This window comes from Myxococcales bacterium (assembly GCA_016717005.1).
Taxonomy (GTDB): Bacteria; Myxococcota_A; Polyangia; order Haliangiales; family Haliangiaceae; genus UBA2376.
On sequence record JADJUF010000022.1, the window covers coordinates 1 to 16,919 of the forward strand.

A 16,919-nucleotide genomic window follows, 5' to 3' on the forward strand; every position below is an offset into this window, starting at 1 on the left:
GTCACCGCTTGATGACGGATCGATAGGGACGCGTTGGCTGCCGCGGCACGGCCGCAAAGTCCCAGTACTGCTGCGTGGACCACCAGTACTCCCGATACTCGCCGGGGCTCCGTGCTTCATACAGACTCACAATTCCGAGAAGCGCCGTCGGCGAGTCCGCAGAGAAATCCCATCCATTCTTCTCTGCAAAGAAGTGTTTCAATGATTCATCATACCAAACCTGGTACCCCCTGTCCCGCAACACCGCCTCGGCTTCACCAAACACGTTTACATAGTCGGAGAGAGTCGGCATTCATCGAATCCTTTCTATTGCCGAAATGGGTATCAGCCCCCTGAACAGCACCTCAGTAGCATCTCTCGCGTAGCGCTCCACCGTAGGATTGCCGGCACGCCCGACGGCCTGAACGACGTTCCCGTGGTCGATATAGCGCGCACCACCCTCAACAGCCTTGTTGACATCGATGCGAAGAAGTCCGTTGCCGGAGTCGAACTTCTCAATGGCCCCGCGGGACAGACCGGCCGAGATGTGCGACGTCGGACGCCCCGAAACATGCGAGGCTATGTCGCGCGATGTCCCCTTGGGGCGCAGGTCTTCACCCGCATCCAGTCGTTCGCGGTCGTCTGCGCTGGCGTATCGATAGACATATAATGATGGCGCCTGCCGACGACCGCGCGCCTGGGCGCGGGGGATCACACCACTCCCTGATGACGGGGCCGGCGCCGGCTTCTGCTTCGCCCAGCGGGCATACGTCCCGCCGCTGGACATGAGCATGCCTTCAACGGCGATGCCGAGTTCGGGCAGTCCGGTCGCAGCGAGCGCGGCGCCAAATGGGCCCGAGGTCACTGCGGCCATGTTGACCGCGACGTACTGCTGAACCCTTGCGCGTTCGCGTTGCGCGGTCGTCCCCTTGCCCGATGCATCGATCCCAACCGTGGCCTCTTCGATGTCCAGGTGCTGTTGCTTGTGGTCGAAGAGCCAGCGGAAGGCCTCGTGCGTCAGTCCCTTGGGGCGGTCGAGGTTCCCGCCAATGTGTCTCCGGAGGCGGCCTTCCTCTACCGCGTCGTTCAGCGCCGCGAGCGACCCCCGCGCCTCGTTCAAGTCAATCTCGCCGTTGCCATCCGAGTCGGTAAAGTCGAAACCATCTACGCGGACCTTCCGACACAGCCCGCTCGGGTCCCCGAAGGCCAGCGGGGCGTTCCCGGCGTACGCGTACAGGTGACCGTCGACGGGCCCGGCCGGGTCGCGCTGGAGGAACCGGCCGAGGGCCGGGACGTAGACGCGCGCGCGGTAGTCGTACTGCGCGACGGCCGCGTCGTACGGCCGGCCGGCGTACCCGAACGGCTGCGTGGCCTCGGTGGCGCCGACGCCGCCGCTCCCCGGCGGGGCGATGGTCGCGCCGACGGCGTTGAGCGTGACGCCGAACGGGTCGAAGCGGAACTGGGCCACGAGCGCGCCGGCGGCGTTGGTCAACGCGCGCACCGAGCCCTGCAGGTCCAGGTGGTAGGTGTGCTGGCGGCCCGCCGCCGCGACCTCGACCGGGTCGTCCACCATCGGCCCGTGGACGTACTGCCCGACGCACGCGCCGCTGCGGAAGTCGGCGACGCGGTCGACGCCGTCGTACGCGATGACCACCGCGCCGCCGCTGGCCGGCCGATCCTCGACGACGCGCCGCCCCGACGGGTCGTAGTCGTACCGCGCCACGGTCGCGCCGGTCGAGATCTTCACGATCCGGACCAGGCGCCGGAAGCCGTCGTAGACGTAGCGATGGACGCCGTCGGAGGTCAGGTTGCCCGCGGCGTCGTAGGCATACGCCACGCCGCCGACGCTGGGGTATCGGTCGCGGGCGTCGGGCGCGCCGTACGCGACCTGCGCGCCGGTCGTGGCCGTCGCCACCGTGCGGTTGCCCGTCAGGTCGTACTGCCAGCCGTCCGCCCCGGTCGGCGCGGTCGGCCCGAGCCGCGTCCCGATGGCGGCGTCGAGGAGCGCCTGCTTGGGCGCCGGGCCGCCGGCCGGCACCGTGGTCGCCGGGGCCACGGTCGCCACGTCGAAGGCCAGCGGGTTGACGTCTTGCCGCGCGCCCAGCTGGTAGCGCGAGTCGTAGCCGAGGCGCTCCGCCCGCTTGGCCGCCTCCAGCTCCTGGTACCGCAGCCGCGGGGTCCGCACCGCGTCCCGCAGCTGCTGCATCCGCACCAGGTTGCCGCTCGGCCCCCGGTGCTTCACCTCGACCACGCCGCCCCGCGCGTCGTGCGCGTAGGCCGCGATCGTGCCGTTGCCGAACGTCACCGCCCGCACCCGGCCGCCCGCGTAGGTGTACGTCGCGATGCTCCGCGCCCCGCCGGCCGCGCCCGGGAACCCGACGCCGTCGACGACGTGCCGCAGCTCGGTCACCCGCCCCGCCGCGTCGTGATCGTGGGCCACCTGCCGCCCGCCCGGGTACGTCAGCTCCGTCATCCGCCCGGCGTCGTCGAAGCGCCGCCCCACCGTCAGGAGCTGCCCCGTCGCCGCGAGCGTCGTCGCCTCGGCCAGCGCGCGGCCCAGCGAATCGTACGTCGCCGCCACCGCGCACACCTCGTTGCTCGCGCGCACCGCCCGCCCCAGGCCGTCGTACGCGCGCTCCACCGTGCGCACGCCCTCGATCGTGACGCCCGCGTCCACCTCGGCGGTGTCCACCACCGTCCGCACCGCCCGCCCCAGCCCGTCGTACGTCGTCCGCACCACCACCCCGTGCGCGTCCCGCATCCCCGTCGGCAGCGAGTCCCGGTCGTAGACCGTCGCGAGCCGCGCGCCATCCGGCATCACCTGCTCGACCAGCCGGTCCCACTTGTCGTACCGGAACTCCGTCCGCCGCCCCAGCGTGTCCACCCGCGCCGTCACCAGCCCCGCCTCGTCGTACTCCTGCCGCACCACGTGCGGCGCCAGCAGCTGCCCGCTGCCGTCCCCGGTCGTGGTCCGCTGCGTCCGCACCTCGACGAGGTTACCGTAGACGTCGTACACCTGCTCGCGCTCGTTCCCCAGCGCGTCCCGGCTCCACACCAGCCGGTCCAGGCTGTCGTAGCCATACGTGGTCTCGTTGCCCAGCGCGTCGGTGTCGCTGACCTTCCGGTCCCGCTCGTCGTACGTCGCCAGCGTCGTGAACACCTCCTGCCCCGTCACCGCGCCGCTGCCGTCGCGGACCAGGTCGATCCGGTCGACCCGCACCACGTTGCCGTGCAGATCGTACGTGGTCTCGACCCGGTTGCCGGTCGGATCGGTCACCTCGACCACCCGGCCCGCCGCGTCGTAGACCGAGCTCGCCGCGTTGCCGAGCGCGTCGACGACGCGCACCACCCGCCCGGCGGCGTCGTAGAACGTCTGCGTCTCGACCGGCGTGCCCACCACCGCGTCCGCGTAGGCCCCCGCGACCTCGGCGGCGGTCACCGCGGGCGGCGGCGCCTCGAACTTCGAGGCGATCCCGCGCACCGCCCGCCCCAGCTCGTCGTAGACCGTCTCGAGCCGGGCCAGCAGCACGAACGTCTCAGCGCCGATCGCGTCGATGACCCGCTCGAACTGCCGCACCACCGTCGGCCGACTCGCCGCGTCGTACGAGGTCCGCGTCACGTTCCCCAGCGCGTCGGTCACCGCGACGACCCGACCGAGGGCGTCGTAGGCCGACCGCGTGATCCGGCCCTCCGGCGAGCGGTGCTCGAGCAGGCGCCCATCGCCGTCGCGCACGAACTCCTCGATCGACTCCCCGACCCCCGCGCCGCGGATGACGCGGGCCACCTGGTCGCGTGAGTCGTACTTCCACAGCGTGGCTGTGTTGTTGGCCGCGATGGTGACGGACCGCAGGCCGGCGGGGTTGTACTTGTGCGCGACGCGATGGTGGCCGCTGGGGTCTTCGCCCCCTTGCCACTCCTGACGGACCCGGTGCTCTTCGTCGTAGGCGAAGCGCCGCACGACGTGGCCGTAGGACTCACCCAGGCGCCCGGTCCAGTCGGTCGAGACATGGACCGGCTTGCCCGCGGCCTCGTAGCGGGTGCGCGTGACCGTCGCCAGGGGCGTCGCCTGGCGGGCCTCCACCACGTGGTCGAGATGGTCGAACACCTGGGTCACCACGAACCGTCCGTCGGCTGAGGCCACGCCGCGCGGCAGCGTCGTCGCGATTACACGGCCCAGGTCGTCCACCTGGTGGCGGGTCTCGACAGCCGGGCCACCTGGGTCGACGACGGTCCGCTCGATGAACCCAGCCTGGGCGCCGGCCGCCTCGTCGACGTAGTCCGTGGTCGCCTCGACGCCGACGCGTCGCGCGACCCAGGTCACGCCCGCGGGCGTCGCGGGCCAGGACCTCGGTGACCACCGGGCCGCCATCGGTGCCGTCGGGCAGGGTCGGCCGGGGGCGCTCGATGCGCACGAGCTCGCGGGTCGATGTCTCCGCGTAGACGAACCGCGTCAACAGGCGACTGTACTCGCCGTTCTCCGTGGCTCGCGGATCGCTCGCGGTGGTCGTGCGCGGGTCGCTCACCGTCAACGGCTGGCCGTAGACCGGCTCGTAGGCCGACTTGATGACGACGTCGCCAGGTGCCACCGCGTAGACGTCGCCCCAGCGCTCCCGCCAGTCCAGTGTGGTGGCCACGTGGTGAGTCCCGCGCTCGACCGTCGCAAGCACGCGGCCGAAGCCTCGCCGCTCCTCGGCGGTCAACGCGGCGTGGTCCCACAGCGCTTCGGCCTCGGCGCTGCCGGGGGTGATGGAGTGGACCTCGAAGAAGTGGTCGCGCCCGGTCAGCATGTGCTTGACCACGCCCTCGGGCGTACGGCTGGCGGTCATCGCGCCGTCGCGATTGTAGCGGAACTGCCACTGCACCTGCCGCGTCGGCCGGCCCGGCCCGCGATCGGGCTCTTGCTTCCAGAGCAGCGCGCCCCACTCGTTGTAGACGTACAGCGTCTGCTGGCCGTTGCGCTCCTTCACCCAGCACCGCACGGTCGGGCGGTCCTCGGGCGCCAGGCTCAGGTCCTGGTCCTGGACCGGCTCGTAGCGGAACCAGTAGTCCCCGTTGCCCACCCGCTGCATGACGACGCGGTTGTAGTCGGGCTGATTGGCGGAGGTCCCGTACTCCGTGTGCAGGTAGTGGCGGCCCTCGGCGTCGAAGATGTCCGTCAGCAGGTGCGCCAGCGGCCCGGTGCGCTCCTCCGAGGAGTAGCGGTAGGTCGTGGTGCAACCGCGCGGATGGTCCTCGGTCCCCGGGGTCGTGACCCCGATCAGATCGCCGTGGGCGTCGTAGCGGTAGCGCCAGGCGCGCCCGGCGTGGTCGAACAGCCGGATGATGCGGTCCTGCTCGTCATAGACGAACTGGACCCAGCGATCGTCGTGGTTGACGTGACACCGGTCGAGCACGGCGAGGCCCGAAGGCCGGGTCGTGTAGACGAACCGCAGGTAGTTGCCCCAGCGGTCTTCGACCCGGGCGAGGCGGAACGCACCCGTCCACCCGGCTCGGGCTCGAAGACATGCCGGAGACCGTCTGGGGACCGACGGGCCCAGCCGACCGGGGCGTCGGGGACGCCGATCGGCTCGAGGGTCGCGTCGAGGCCGTCGGGCGGCACGTAGTACGCGAAGTCTGGGGTGGGCCAGCAGAATGCCGACGATACGTCTCATTTCGCCCGCCACCCATCGACAGCACGGCGACCGTCTCGTGGACGTCGAGGCGCATGTTGTACCCGTGGTCCCAGCGAAATCCGAGCGGCCCACGAGCGATGGTCTGATGCCGGTAGGTGCGGTGGAACGCGAAGTCGAGCCCCGCGCCGGAGACCACGAGGTCGGACTCCTCGTGCACGAACTCGCCGCGGTGGTGCTCCACCGGGTCTCCCACCACGTTGGCCGGAGCCGGTGTCGAGGTCGAGTGAGCCTGCTGCCGGCCGAGCTTGGCGATCTCGATCGCAGCGGCAGTGACTACTTGCGGCTTCCCGATCCCGGATAGCTTCGGCGCATACAGTTCGAGCAGCGTCTGCGCTGCCTTGTACGCGTCGACATCGTCCTTGACCGCAAACAGGCTCGGCGCCAGCTGAACCGCCTGAGCGGCGAGCTGTCGGGCGAGCGCCTGCGCGGTCTCCACGTCCTGGGCTGACTCGATCTTCGAGCCAAGTTCTTCCGGTGACAGCGGCACAGCGACCTCCAGAGATTCTACGACAGCGCAGGTCTGCGCGTCAGAAGCGGCGGCGGCCGAGGCTGACGCCTTCGTCAGCCTCGCCGCGCGCACGGATGATGGTGTCTCAGGTCTTGCTCGGCAGGGCCTTGGACGCGATGGCAGCGACGACGCGCGCACGGATGTCGGCGGCGAGGCCGAGACCTTGGCCGGGTCGAGCTCGGCAAAGAGCTGCGCAACGTCGCCGATAGCGATGTTCGTCAGGGCAGCCTTCTCGGCCGCGGTGATGTAGTTGAGCGTGACCAGCTTGTCGAGCGACAGCTTGGAGGCCCGCATCTCGAGCGCGACGATCTGCTGGAAGGTCTCGGTGCTCGCGAACGGCCGCGCCCTGTACTTGCCTGCGGCGAGGTTCCCGAGGACCGACTTGCGCAGGTCGGCCACGCCGAGGTTGAGCGTGTCGGCCGCTGCGATACGGCCGGCGCGCCCGGACTTCATCTGCGGGACCAGCGAGTCCACCCAGCCGAGGACGTCGCCGTCGTCGACGATGAGCGGCCGCGGCGGCGGCGTCACCACGGACGGGGCGACCGGCACGATGCGGTCATCCTGGAACGCGCCACAGCCCCGGACCACCCGCCGCGGCGTCACGTAGCGGACGCCGCCAGAAGCGAGCTGCGTCTTGTGCGACGTGTCCAGGCCGGCCCGGACGCAGAAGCCCGGGACCGTCTTGGGCACGAGCACGATCAGGAACACGTCCTGGACACCCTCGAGCCCGCGCTCGCCCGAGACCAGGTTGTTGTCCATCTGGTCCGAGCTGCTCACGTTGTGCGGCCGGGGGAAGCTGATGAAGACCGCGCGGTTCGTGCCGAGGTGGTAGCCGTTGAAGAGCTGGTACAGCTGCGACAACTGGGTCGACCTGCCGGCGGTCTCGCGACGCTCGGTGGAGGCATCCGTCGTCGTGATGTCGACGTCCTCCTGGGAGTAGCGACCGGTGACCGAGATATCGGAGCCTCCGACAAGTGGGATCGACACCCTTGTGCTGATGCTCGCCTCGAGCGACTCGGTGGTCGTGCCGCCCTTTCGGGTGTTGGTGTTCCCGCTCGAGCCGCTCAGCATTTCGTTGGTGCTGGTCACCGCCTCGTACAGCTCGCGCTTCTTCGGCTCGAAGTCGATGATGCTGGGATAGTCGTTGTCCGAGACACCAGCCTCGGGGTTCGGGAACACCGAGATCTGCAACAACGCGGCGCCGCACGGCCAGTAATTGCGACTGACGGCCCCGGCCCCGTCCACGTTGTCCCAGCCTTCTTGCTGGACCTCGTCTTCGTCCGGGGGGTGCCACCGCCACCACCACCGCCGCCGCCACCTTCGTCGCCATCCCCTGGGTTGTCTGGATCCGACATCTCCGGATCGCGAATCCGCAGGTACTCGCCGAGGCTCTCACGGGGCGACCACCCGGTGATGCTCGCCGAGACCTTCAGGTAGACCACCCGATGGTCGGGGTAGTCCTCGGCGGTCTCCGCGAGCGGGATCGCGTAGGCGTAGGCCGCGATCGAGCTCCGCCACTTGGGCGGCAGCTCGCTGTCGTAGCCGCGGTCCAGCATGTCGGCCGACCACGCGACCCGCTGCCAGGTGATGTCGTACGGAAGAGAGAGTGCATCGATTGCCATCGCCATACTCCAGTGGGCGAACAGTCATTGCCCGCGCCGCGCATGCCCCGTGCGCGACCGGGAATTCAGATCAGGTGACGGCGCGCGAGGACGCGTCGTAGAGAAACAAGAAGCGGATGAGTACAGTCGTCGTCATCACGGCACCGCGGCCGCGATGCCGGCACCGCCAGCGGCGCCACCTCGCAGCACCGCGTCGCCCGGCCCCGGCGCGCCGACGGCGCGCCCGGTGATCAGCAGATCGTGGATCGACGGCCGGATCAGCCGGCGGGCGTGGTACCGCGTGCGCGGCTCGTCGCGGCCGAGGCCGACCGGGCGCTGGGTCCGGACGATGCCGTGGATGCGCCCGCCGCGCGGGCTGGCGCCGGTGCCGTTGCCCTCGATGGTGGTGAACAGCCCGGTCGCGACGTCGTGGGACTCGACCAGGCAGATGTGCTTGCCGTAGCCGGTGCGCTCGCCGCCGACGAGCAGGATGTCGCCGGCGCGCGGCTCCGAGCCGTCGTGGAGGATCGCGTCGGCGGGGCCGGCGTCCTCGTCGAGCTCGACCAGCAGGCGGCGCGCGTCCGGCGGCGGGCGCGGCGGGGTCTCGTCGCCGGTGGCGCGGTAGCGCGCGTAGCGATCGAGGCGGTAGGTCGACGCGAAGTAGCGCCGGCGCAGCGCCACCGGCACGCCCGCGGCGCGCCAGCACCAGGCCGCTAACGAGCCGCACCACGCGTAGTCTCCGTTCTTGCGGTACGGGTTCTCCACGACCAGCCCAGGCCGTCGTCGGGCGGATCAGCGCGTCGACCACCGCGCGCGACGCGGCGTAGCGCTCGCTGGCATCGGGCGGATCGACGACGGTCCGCAGCCACAGCGCCTTGGCCGTGGCGAGCGCGACCTGGCCGGCCACCGCGAGGCGCGTCGCCGCCGACGGCGGTCGCGAGCGCCGAGGACAACGCGGTCGCGCGCTGCGCCAGCCACGCGGCGTAGCTGGCGGGCCCGAACAGGCCGTCGACCTCGACGCCGAGCTGCCGCTGCACCGCCTCGATGCGCTGCACCAGCGCGGCGTCGAAGGTGTTGGCGCCGAGCTCGTCGGGCGTCCAGCCCAGCTTGCCCGCGTAGCCACGGTTCCACACGATCGCACGCGCGCGCGACATCAGACCCTCCCTCCGTCGTAGTGGACAAATCGCAAAAACGGCGTCGCCGCCGCGTCGATGGACAGCACGTAGGCGTCGGGCCAGTCGCCGCTGGGGCTGGTCACCCAGCCGCCGGTGTTGAGGTAGCGCGCGGTGGCGCTCGCGGCCTGGCCCTGCACGTGGGTGTGGCCGAACACCAGCGTGGTCGCGCCCGGCACCAGCCTGGGCTCCGACCTTGCGACCATCTTGACCAGCTCGTCGGCGTGAGCGACCAGGCTGGCGTCGAGCGCGCGCCCGCGGTCGACCGAGGCGCCGCGCCCGCCGCTGCGGTCCTCGTGCTCGGCGTAGGCCAGCACCGCCTTGGTCAGCCACTGCGGCATGACCGCGTCGATGCGGCTCGCCAGCCAGTCGGCCGCGCCGGTCGTCAGCCACCACGCCTCGTCAGCGAAGCGCCGCAGCGCCGCGCGGACCGGCGCCGCCAGCTTGAGGCGATACAGGCGCTCGACCGCGCGCTCGACCGCCGGGGACGTGCCGGTGGCGCGCAGCTCCTCGTAGACGCGCTCGACCAGCCCGTTGGCGCCGACGCCGATGCCCGCCTGGCCCAGGTGGTACCAGATCAGGTTGAGCCAGCCGGCGTTCAGGCCCTCGAGCTGCGCGAGGTGCGTGACCTGACCGTCGAACAGGTCGCGGTAGAAGCTCGAGACCAGCGTGTAGGTCTCGGAGCAGAAGTGCCCGTGGTGGAACAGGTAGCTGTGCGCGTCGCCGCGCGGCGGGCGCCAGGCCAAGGTCGGATAGACGACGTGGTCGATGCCGATCGTGCGCAGGAACGTGTCGCTGTACTGGCCGATCTGGTGCGTCGGGAAGTAGTTCGACGTGAAGTGCGGGAAGCGCTTGGTCACCGCGCTGGCGTCCTGGACCAGCGTCCAGGCGTAGTGGTCGTGGTTGCCCGGCACGAAGTAGACCGTGTCGGTGCAGTGCTCGCGCAAGAGCGACACCAGGCGGGCCGCGCGCGGGACGTCTGATCGTAGGTGGCCAGCGCCAGCTCCAGGATGTCGCCGAGCAAGATGACCGCGTCGTGGCGCCCGACCTGCGCGCGCAGGAACCGCTCGAACGGTCCGCCCGGCGCCATCGGATCCCGCCCGGCCTGGACATCGAGCACGCTGGCGCCCCGGCCCACGAAGCCGAACGCCCCCAGGTGCAGGTCCGACAGGACCGCGACCGACCCGACGTCTCCTGGCATCCACACCGCTGGCGCCGGAGTCCCGGCCGCCATCCTCACCGCTGTGTTCGTCTCCACGCGCGCCTCCTTCGCGAAGCCAGTCGCGGGCACCGTGCCCGCCTGGTTCGCGCCCCTGCTATCGACCGCCTGCGTCCGTGGTTGCGTCCCTTTTGTCCCCGATTGCGAGGATGTGATCTCCGACACACTGGTTCGACCACCAGACAGGTTGGGGTCCGCATTCCATCCCATCAAGACCATCCATCGCCGCTCCTCGCTACGATTCCATGAACAATCCGTCTCCGCCTCCTATTTCGAATAACTGGACCGACCCGTTGTTGTCAAGTCGGATTGGGCCCGGGACCGATCTCGGGATGGGGTGTCGGCGCTGAAGCCTGGGTCCCCGCCTGGCCCTCCCCGCCGGCGCCAGCCGCGCCGTGCGTGCTTCAACCGCGGTCGCCGCCTGACGATCGGCTAAGGCGCCTGCCCCTGACGATCGGTGACGTGCCGCCTGACGATCGGGTGAGGTGCGCCCCTGACGATCGGGTGAGGTGCGCCCCTGACGATCGGGTGAGGTGCGCCCCTGACGATGGGGTGAGGTGCCTGCCCTGACGATCGGGTGAGGTGCCCCCCCTGACGATCGGGTGAGGTGCATCGGGTCCAGCTGGCCGCAAGCGGCGGCGGCCTCTTGGCGGTCCTCGTCGCCGAGTGGAGCACCGCGCGCAGGGACGCGGACGGCGTGACGCTGACAGTGCTCCCCGCCGACGGCGCCGGCCTCGCGCACGCCGCGATCGCCTACGCGTACACCAGCGTGGCGATCACGGCGGACGGTGATGGGTGCCTCGAGGCCGGCCTGACGCCCACCTGCACGACGACGATGCCGAGGCCGGCGAGGATCGACCTGGAGGTCCTCGATCTCGCGCTTCGCCTGCGCTGGCGGTGCCGCCGCCGCCGTCCTCGAACGCCCCCTGGTCCGGTCCGCTCGCGATCGACGCGGTTGACACTGCCGGCGCGCCCGACAAGATCATGGCGTGCGCCTGGAACGCAGCCCCAGCGACCGACTCCAGGAGGCCCTCGACCTCTTCGACTTCGGCGTCTCGATGATGGCCGCCCGGCTGCGGCGCGAGAGCACCCCGAGGAGTCGCCCGAGCAGCTCGCCCGGCGCCTCGACGCGTGGCTCATCCGCCACGCGCCCGAGCCTGCCAGCGCGAGCGATGCGCCGACGGGTCAGGCGACGAGCCCGCTCCGTCGATGAGCGCGCTGGCCATCAGCGCCCGCGCTGTCCCTCGCCGCCAGGCCCAGCGAAATCGAGGTGGCGCTGGTTGCGGGATCGCGGTCTCGACCCGTACCGAGCCGCGGTTCACGCGCGACCTCGACTTCGCCGTCGCCGTCGCTGACGATGCCGCCGCCGAAGCCTACGTCTGGCGGCTGCGTCAGGCTGGCTATCAGGTCGGCGCGGCGATCGAGCAAGTCGCCCAGGGCCGACTCTCGACTGCGCGCCTACGGTTCGAGGGGCGCGGGCCGATGGTCGACCTGCTGTTCGCCGCCTCCGGCATCGAGGCCGAGATCGTCGCGGCCGCCGAGCCGGTCGAGGTCAGCGAAGGCGTCGTCGCGCCGGTCGCCCGGGTCGGTCACCTGATCGCCATGAAGCTCATCTCGCTCGACGACGCCCACCGACCCCGCGACCGGGACGACCTCACCAAGCTGGCCGCCGTCGCCTCACCCGACGAATGGGACCGCGCCGCCGCAGCCGTCGACCTCATCGAGGCGCGCAGCTTCGCGCGCGGCCGTGACCTCCGCGCCGCGCTGGCCACCTGGCACGGCAGCGCCGGCGTCGCTGGGTAAGCCCGCCAGCCGCCGCTGGCGGCTACCTCGGCGACGCGGCACGCGCAACTGCGACGCGGCCTGGCCGCTCGCTCTGCGATCCGATGCGTTGCGACACGGTTCTTGCGGGCCTCGCCCTTTGGGCCCCGTCCGGGTTCGTCCGGATCTCGGACATCTGGCCGAGCGTCGGACGCGGCCGGACGGTGGCGCGCTGGCGCGGCGCGGGGTTGGCGCTGGCAAGCGGCTTGCTCTGGTCGGGCGCGATGTCGCTGCCGCGTCCGGTCCAGCCTGGCCGGTTCCTGCTGATCAACCGCCGCTGCGTCCAGCGGCAGTTCCTGCTGCGCCCCGACCCCGAGACCAACCAGACCTATCTCTACTGCCTCGCCGTCGCGGTCCAGCGCTTCGGCATCGACATGATCTTGCCGTCGGCCATGTCAAACCACCACCACGACGTCGCCTACGACCGCCGCGGCTGCGAGGTCGAGTTCCGCGCGTACTTCCACATGTTGCTGGCGCGCGCGATGAACGCGCTGCGCGGCCGCTGGGAGAACTTCTGGTCGGCCGAGGCGCCCTGCACCGTCGAGCTCGTCGACCCCGCCGACGTCATGGACAAGCTGGTGTACGCCGCGACCAACCCCGTCAAGGACGGCCTCGTCGAGCGCGTCCACCACTGGCCCGGCGTCAACGGCCTCGGCGCCTTGCTCAACCAGCGCACGATCACCGTCCACCGGCCACGCCACTTCTTCCGCCCCGACGGCGACCTCCCCGAGGTCGTCACCCTCACCCTCACGATCCCGCCCGAGCTCGGCGACCCCGACCAGGTCCGCCGCGAGCTCCGCGAGCGCGTCGCCGCCGTCGAGGCCGACGCCGCCGCCCAGCGCCGCCGCACCGGCGCGCGCGTCCTCGGCCGCCGCGCCATCCTCCGCCAGTCCTGGCGCGACGCCCCCTCCACCCCAGCGCCCCGCCGCCGCCTGCGCCCGCTGATCGCCGCGCGCAACACCGCGCACCGCATCGCCGCCCTCGTGCGCCTCCGCGCCTTCCGCGAGGCCTACCGCGACGCCCGCCTCCGCTGGCGCGCCGGCCGCCCCGCCGTCTTCCCCGCCGGCACCTACTGGCTCGCCCGCTTCGCGTCGGTCACCGTCGCCGCCGCCTGACTCCGGCCCCCAGCCGTCCCCCAGCGCGTCCGCCCCGCACGCGCCGTCGCGGCGTGGCCACCGCCGCGAATCTCGGCCTCGTCGGGCGCCGTCGGCCGCGCCGCGCGCGTCCGCACGCGTGCGCACGCGCGGCCCCGCGCCGCACGCCCTCCAGAACTACCCCCGGTCGGCTGCCGGCGGGCTGCCGGCTCGGTCGGCTGCCGGCTCTCCGCCGAACCGAAAAAAAACCCGGGGGGCGCGCTCGCCGGCTCGGAGTAGGGCGGGTCCCCGCGCACGTAGTTGAGCACGCTGACCTCTGCGCCGAGTCCGATGGACAACGAGTCGCCGTTGTCCGCGCGCTCGACGGTGACCAGCGTCGGCGCGCTCGCGCGGAACCGCTCGTGAAGGTGGTCGAGCAAGCGCTCGATCTCCTCGGGGGCGTCCAGCTGAGCGTGATCGTTGTCCCGGGAGATCGTGTGCACGGGTCGGTCCTGTGAGTACGGTGCGCGTGGCCGAGCTCGCCGTGGCAGCGACAGCGGTTCAAGCGATCGATGCGGCCGGCAAGCCCTCGGCCTGGACCCATTCTACGTCGACTCGGTCGGGGCGGAAGGCGAGCGCCAGGCCAGGCGTCGTCATGACCTCGACCGCACCTCGACCGCACCTCGACCGCACCTCGACCGCACCTCGACCGCACCTCGACCGCACCTCGACCGCGCGACCTGGTCCGCGCGACCTGGACGCGGCCCCCCGCCAGCCACGGCCGACCGCGTCCCGCGCCGCCCTGGTGGCCCCGCGTTCGCCACCCACCGCCGTGATACGCTCCCGATCGATGGAGCCAGGTCCCGAGGACGACGACGACGCGCCGAGCTTCGAGGGCTCGGGGCTGACCACGATGTTCGAGGGCGCGTGGGCGACGGTCCAGCGCCTGCGCAAGGGCAAGCTCGTGGTCGTGGCGGGGGCCGACCAGGGCAAGGAGCTCGAGATCGCCAAGCCGCGGGTGACCGGCGGCCGCAGCATCATCAGCGACCTGCTCCTGGCCGACAAGGCGGTGTCGGGGACCCACTTCGAGATCGCCGCGCGCGACGACGGCTACCGGCTGCGCGATCTCAACTCGCGCAACGGCGTCTACGTGGGCGACCTGCGCATCCGCGAGGTCTACCTGCGCCCGGGCACGGTGTTCCGGCTGGGCCACACCTCGATCCAGTTCCAGCCGATGCAGGACGTCGTCGAGATCGAGCTGTCCAAGCGCGATCGCTTCGACGCGATCATCGGCGGCTCGGCGGCGATGCGGCAGATCTTCGCGCAGCTCGAGAAGGTCGCGCCGAGCGACCTGACCGTGCTGATCACCGGCGAGACCGGCACCGGCAAGGAGATGGTCGCGCGCGCGGTCCACAACACCTCGGGCCGCAAGAACAAGCCGTTCGTCGTGCTCGACTGCGGCTCGATCCCGCGCGAGCTGATCGAGTCGACCCTGTTCGGCCACGAGAAGGGCAGCTTCACCGGCGCGGTCGGCCAGCACCTCGGCTGCTTCGAGCAGGCCCAGGGCGGCACGATCTTCCTCGACGAGATCGGCGAGCTCGACATCACGCTGCAGCCCAAGCTCTTGCGCGTGCTCGAGCAGCGCGAGATCAAGCGCGTCGGCGGCGACCGCACGGTCAAGGTCGACGTGCGCGTGCTGGCGGCGACCAACCGCGACCTGCGCGAGGAGGTCAACCGCGGCCACTTCCGCGAGGACCTGTACTTCCGCCTGAGCGTGGTCCACGTCGAGCTGCCGCCGATGCGCGAGCGCAAGGAGGACATCGCCGGCCTGGCCAACCACTTCCTGCGCGACATCGCCGGCCGCCGCGGCATGCAGATGACGTTCGGCCCCGACGCGATCGCCTCGATGATGACCCACTCGTGGCCCGGCAACGTGCGCGAGATGCGCAACGTCGTCGAGCGCGCCGCGGCGCTGTCCGACGGGCCGACGATCACCCGCGCCGACCTGGTGTTCGGCCGCGAGCTCGGGCCGAGCGTGTCGGTCAGCCACGACCTGGCCAAGGCCGGCGTCGCCGGGGCCCAGCGCGCGGTCGCGGCCGAGGCCGGCGTGACCCTGCCGCCCGGCAGCGGCCCGGCGATCTTCGACGCGGCGCTGCTCAAGCCCGGCCTGGGCTTCAAGGGCGCCAAGCAGACCGTCGTCGACGCGTTCGAGGCGGCGTACCTCGAGGCGCTCTTGACGCGCAACGAGGGCAACATCACCCGCTCGGCCAACGAGGCCGGCCTGACGCGCTACCACCTGCGCGAGCTGCTCAAGCGCCACGGCCTCAAGGGCGGCGAGCAGGAGTGAGCGCGCGGGGCGTCACGCCTCGCGGCGGCGGATCTGGACCAGGCGCTGCGGCGGCGGCGTCGGCGCGGTCGGCGCGTCGAGCGGCTCGACGACGAGCTCGAAGCGGCCGTTGTCGAACGGCGCGCCGGGCGCGTCCGCGACCGGCACCAGGCGCTCGCGCAGCCCCTGGCCGGCGAGCTGCTGCGCGCGGTAGGCGCAGTACGGGTTGTTGCCGGGGCGGCCCAGGAGCGCGTGCGCGGTGAACGTGCAGCCGCTCATGCACACGTCGCCGAACGCGCAGGTGGCGCAGAAGCCCCAGCGATCGGCGTCCGTGCGCGCGCGCGCGAACGCCAGCGCCGGCGTCTGCCACAGCTCGACCAGCGGCGTCGCGCGGACGTTGCCGCCGACGTAGCTGTCGGTCTGCAGCGACGGGCACCCCTTGATCGCGCCGTCGGACTCGATGCCCATCGCGTAGCGGCCGGCGACGCAGCCCTGGAAGTGGTGCAGCTCATCGGGGCGGGTCGAGCGCAGGAGGCCCTCCTCGGGACCGAAGTAGCCCAGGTTGTTGGCCGAGAAGATCGTGACGCCGTCGCCCCAGGCCCGCTCCTTGAGCGCCGCGAGCCGCGCGAACAGCTCGACCAGCTCGTACGGCTGCAGGATCAGGTCGGGGCGATCGGCGCCGCGCCCGAGCGGCACGGTCAGCTGCAGCTGCCAGCCGCGGACGCCGGCGTCGCGCAGGATCGGGTACAGCGCCTCGAGCTCGCCGAGGTTGACGCGGTTGATGTTGGTGTTGGCCGCGACGTCGAGGCCGGCCGCGCGCAGCGCCGCGAGGGCCGCGAGCGCGCGCGCGAAGCTGCCGCGGTTGGCGCGCACCAGATCGTGCGACGGCGCCAACCCGTCGACGCTGACCGACACGAGCGCGAGGCCGGCGGCCTTCATCTCGGCGGCCAGCGCCGGCGTCACGCCGGCGCCGCCGGTGGTCATCGACGCGCGGACGCCGGCGGCCGTGAGCGCGCGCGCGACGTCGAGGTACGCGGGGTGGAGGTAGGCCTCGCCGCCGATCAGCACGACCTCGCGCGTGCCCATCGCCGCGAGCTGGCGCACGACGTCGAGGGCCTCGGCGCGATCGAGCTCGCGCGGCCGCGCGGTGCCGGCGCGAGAGCCGCAGTGGGTGCACGGCTGATCGCACGCGAGCGTCAGCTCCCACACCACGTAGCGCGGGTGGTGCGCGTCGGTGAGGACGTCGAGGCGCCGCGCGGCCGGCACGCCTAGCGCACGGCGGCGTCGGGGGCGCCACCATCGGGGCCGCCGCCGTCGGGGACGCCGCCGTCGAGCGCCGCCGGCGCGTCGACCGGCGGATCGGGCGCGAAGTCGCCGTAGGCGCAGGCGGGCACGCACGCCGCGGCGATCAGCGTGGCGCCCAGCGCGATCGCGCCGACGAGCACACGGCGTCCGGACCGGGCGCTGGCGCGACAGTGCGGGCACTCGGCGGAGGTGGTCGGCACGAAGCCGCGGCAGCGTTCGCAGACGTGGAGGCTCATGGGACGC

General features: G+C 71.9%; 11 protein-coding genes. 3 read left to right on the plus strand and 8 right to left on the minus strand.

What is annotated here, in order from left to right:
* Position 1: 1 nt before the first annotated feature.
* From IPL61_19685 to IPL61_19705, 5 genes are all read right to left on the minus strand, one after another.
* Positions 2-292: a hypothetical protein gene (locus tag IPL61_19685; protein MBK9033455.1), complete on the minus strand. Its 291-nt coding sequence runs from the start codon at positions 290-292 to the stop codon at positions 2-4.
* Positions 293-4,093, minus strand: a complete 3,801-nt coding sequence (locus IPL61_19690) for a hypothetical protein (GenBank protein MBK9033456.1) — start codon at positions 4,091-4,093, stop codon at positions 293-295.
* A 1,223-nt stretch (positions 4,094-5,316) separates the two neighbouring features.
* The gene (locus IPL61_19695) at positions 5,317-7,404 is read right to left on the minus strand and encodes a hypothetical protein (protein ID MBK9033457.1); all 2,088 of its coding nucleotides are present in this window, start codon (positions 7,402-7,404) and stop codon (positions 5,317-5,319) included.
* A gap of 512 nt (positions 7,405-7,916) precedes the next feature.
* Positions 7,917-8,525, minus strand: coding sequence for a hypothetical protein (locus tag IPL61_19700; protein ID MBK9033458.1), 609 nt, complete (start codon positions 8,523-8,525; stop codon positions 7,917-7,919).
* Between the two features lie 388 nt (positions 8,526-8,913).
* Positions 8,914-9,888, minus strand: a complete 975-nt coding sequence (locus tag IPL61_19705; GenBank protein ID MBK9033459.1) for a hypothetical protein — start codon at positions 9,886-9,888, stop codon at positions 8,914-8,916.
* A 1,550-nt stretch (positions 9,889-11,438) separates the two neighbouring features.
* On the opposite strand from IPL61_19705, the gene IPL61_19710 reads away from it, so the two are divergent.
* On the plus strand, positions 11,439-11,954 hold the full coding sequence (locus tag IPL61_19710; protein ID MBK9033460.1) for a hypothetical protein: 516 nt from the start codon (positions 11,439-11,441) through the stop codon (positions 11,952-11,954).
* A gap of 242 nt (positions 11,955-12,196) precedes the next feature.
* Entirely contained in the window at positions 12,197-13,087 is an 891-nt protein-coding gene (locus tag IPL61_19715) for a hypothetical protein (GenBank protein ID MBK9033461.1), read from the plus strand.
* Here IPL61_19715 and IPL61_19720 read toward each other — a convergent pair.
* A complete protein-coding gene (locus tag IPL61_19720; GenBank protein ID MBK9033462.1) occupies positions 13,042-13,548 on the minus strand; it encodes a hypothetical protein in 507 nt (168 codons plus the stop codon). The two genes, IPL61_19715 and IPL61_19720, sit on opposite strands and share 46 nt — an antisense overlap.
* 347 nt (positions 13,549-13,895) lie before the next feature.
* On the opposite strand from IPL61_19720, the gene IPL61_19725 reads away from it, so the two are divergent.
* Positions 13,896-15,392: a sigma 54-dependent Fis family transcriptional regulator gene (locus tag IPL61_19725; GenBank protein ID MBK9033463.1), complete on the plus strand. Its 1,497-nt coding sequence runs from the start codon at positions 13,896-13,898 to the stop codon at positions 15,390-15,392.
* A 12-nt stretch (positions 15,393-15,404) separates the two neighbouring features.
* On the opposite strand, the gene IPL61_19730 is transcribed toward IPL61_19725, so the two are convergent.
* Complete coding sequence (locus IPL61_19730; protein MBK9033464.1) at positions 15,405-16,637, minus strand: radical SAM protein; 1,233 nt, start codon at positions 16,635-16,637, stop codon at positions 15,405-15,407.
* Between the two features lie 2 nt (positions 16,638-16,639).
* The gene (locus IPL61_19735; protein ID MBK9033465.1) at positions 16,640-16,912 is read right to left on the minus strand and encodes a hypothetical protein; all 273 of its coding nucleotides are present in this window, start codon (positions 16,910-16,912) and stop codon (positions 16,640-16,642) included.
* Positions 16,913-16,919: the final 7 nt, after the last annotated feature.

Coding starts and splice junctions, on each gene's coding strand:
- IPL61_19685 (MBK9033455.1), bottom strand. CDS start 292: ATGCCGACTCTCTCCGACTATGTAAACGTGTTTGGTGAAGCCGAGGCG.
- IPL61_19715 (MBK9033461.1), top strand. CDS start 12,197: ATGTCGCTGCCGCGTCCGGTCCAGCCTGGCCGGTTCCTGCTGATCAAC.
- IPL61_19725 (MBK9033463.1), top strand. CDS start 13,896: ATGGAGCCAGGTCCCGAGGACGACGACGACGCGCCGAGCTTCGAGGGC.
- IPL61_19735 (MBK9033465.1), bottom strand. CDS start 16,912: ATGAGCCTCCACGTCTGCGAACGCTGCCGCGGCTTCGTGCCGACCACC.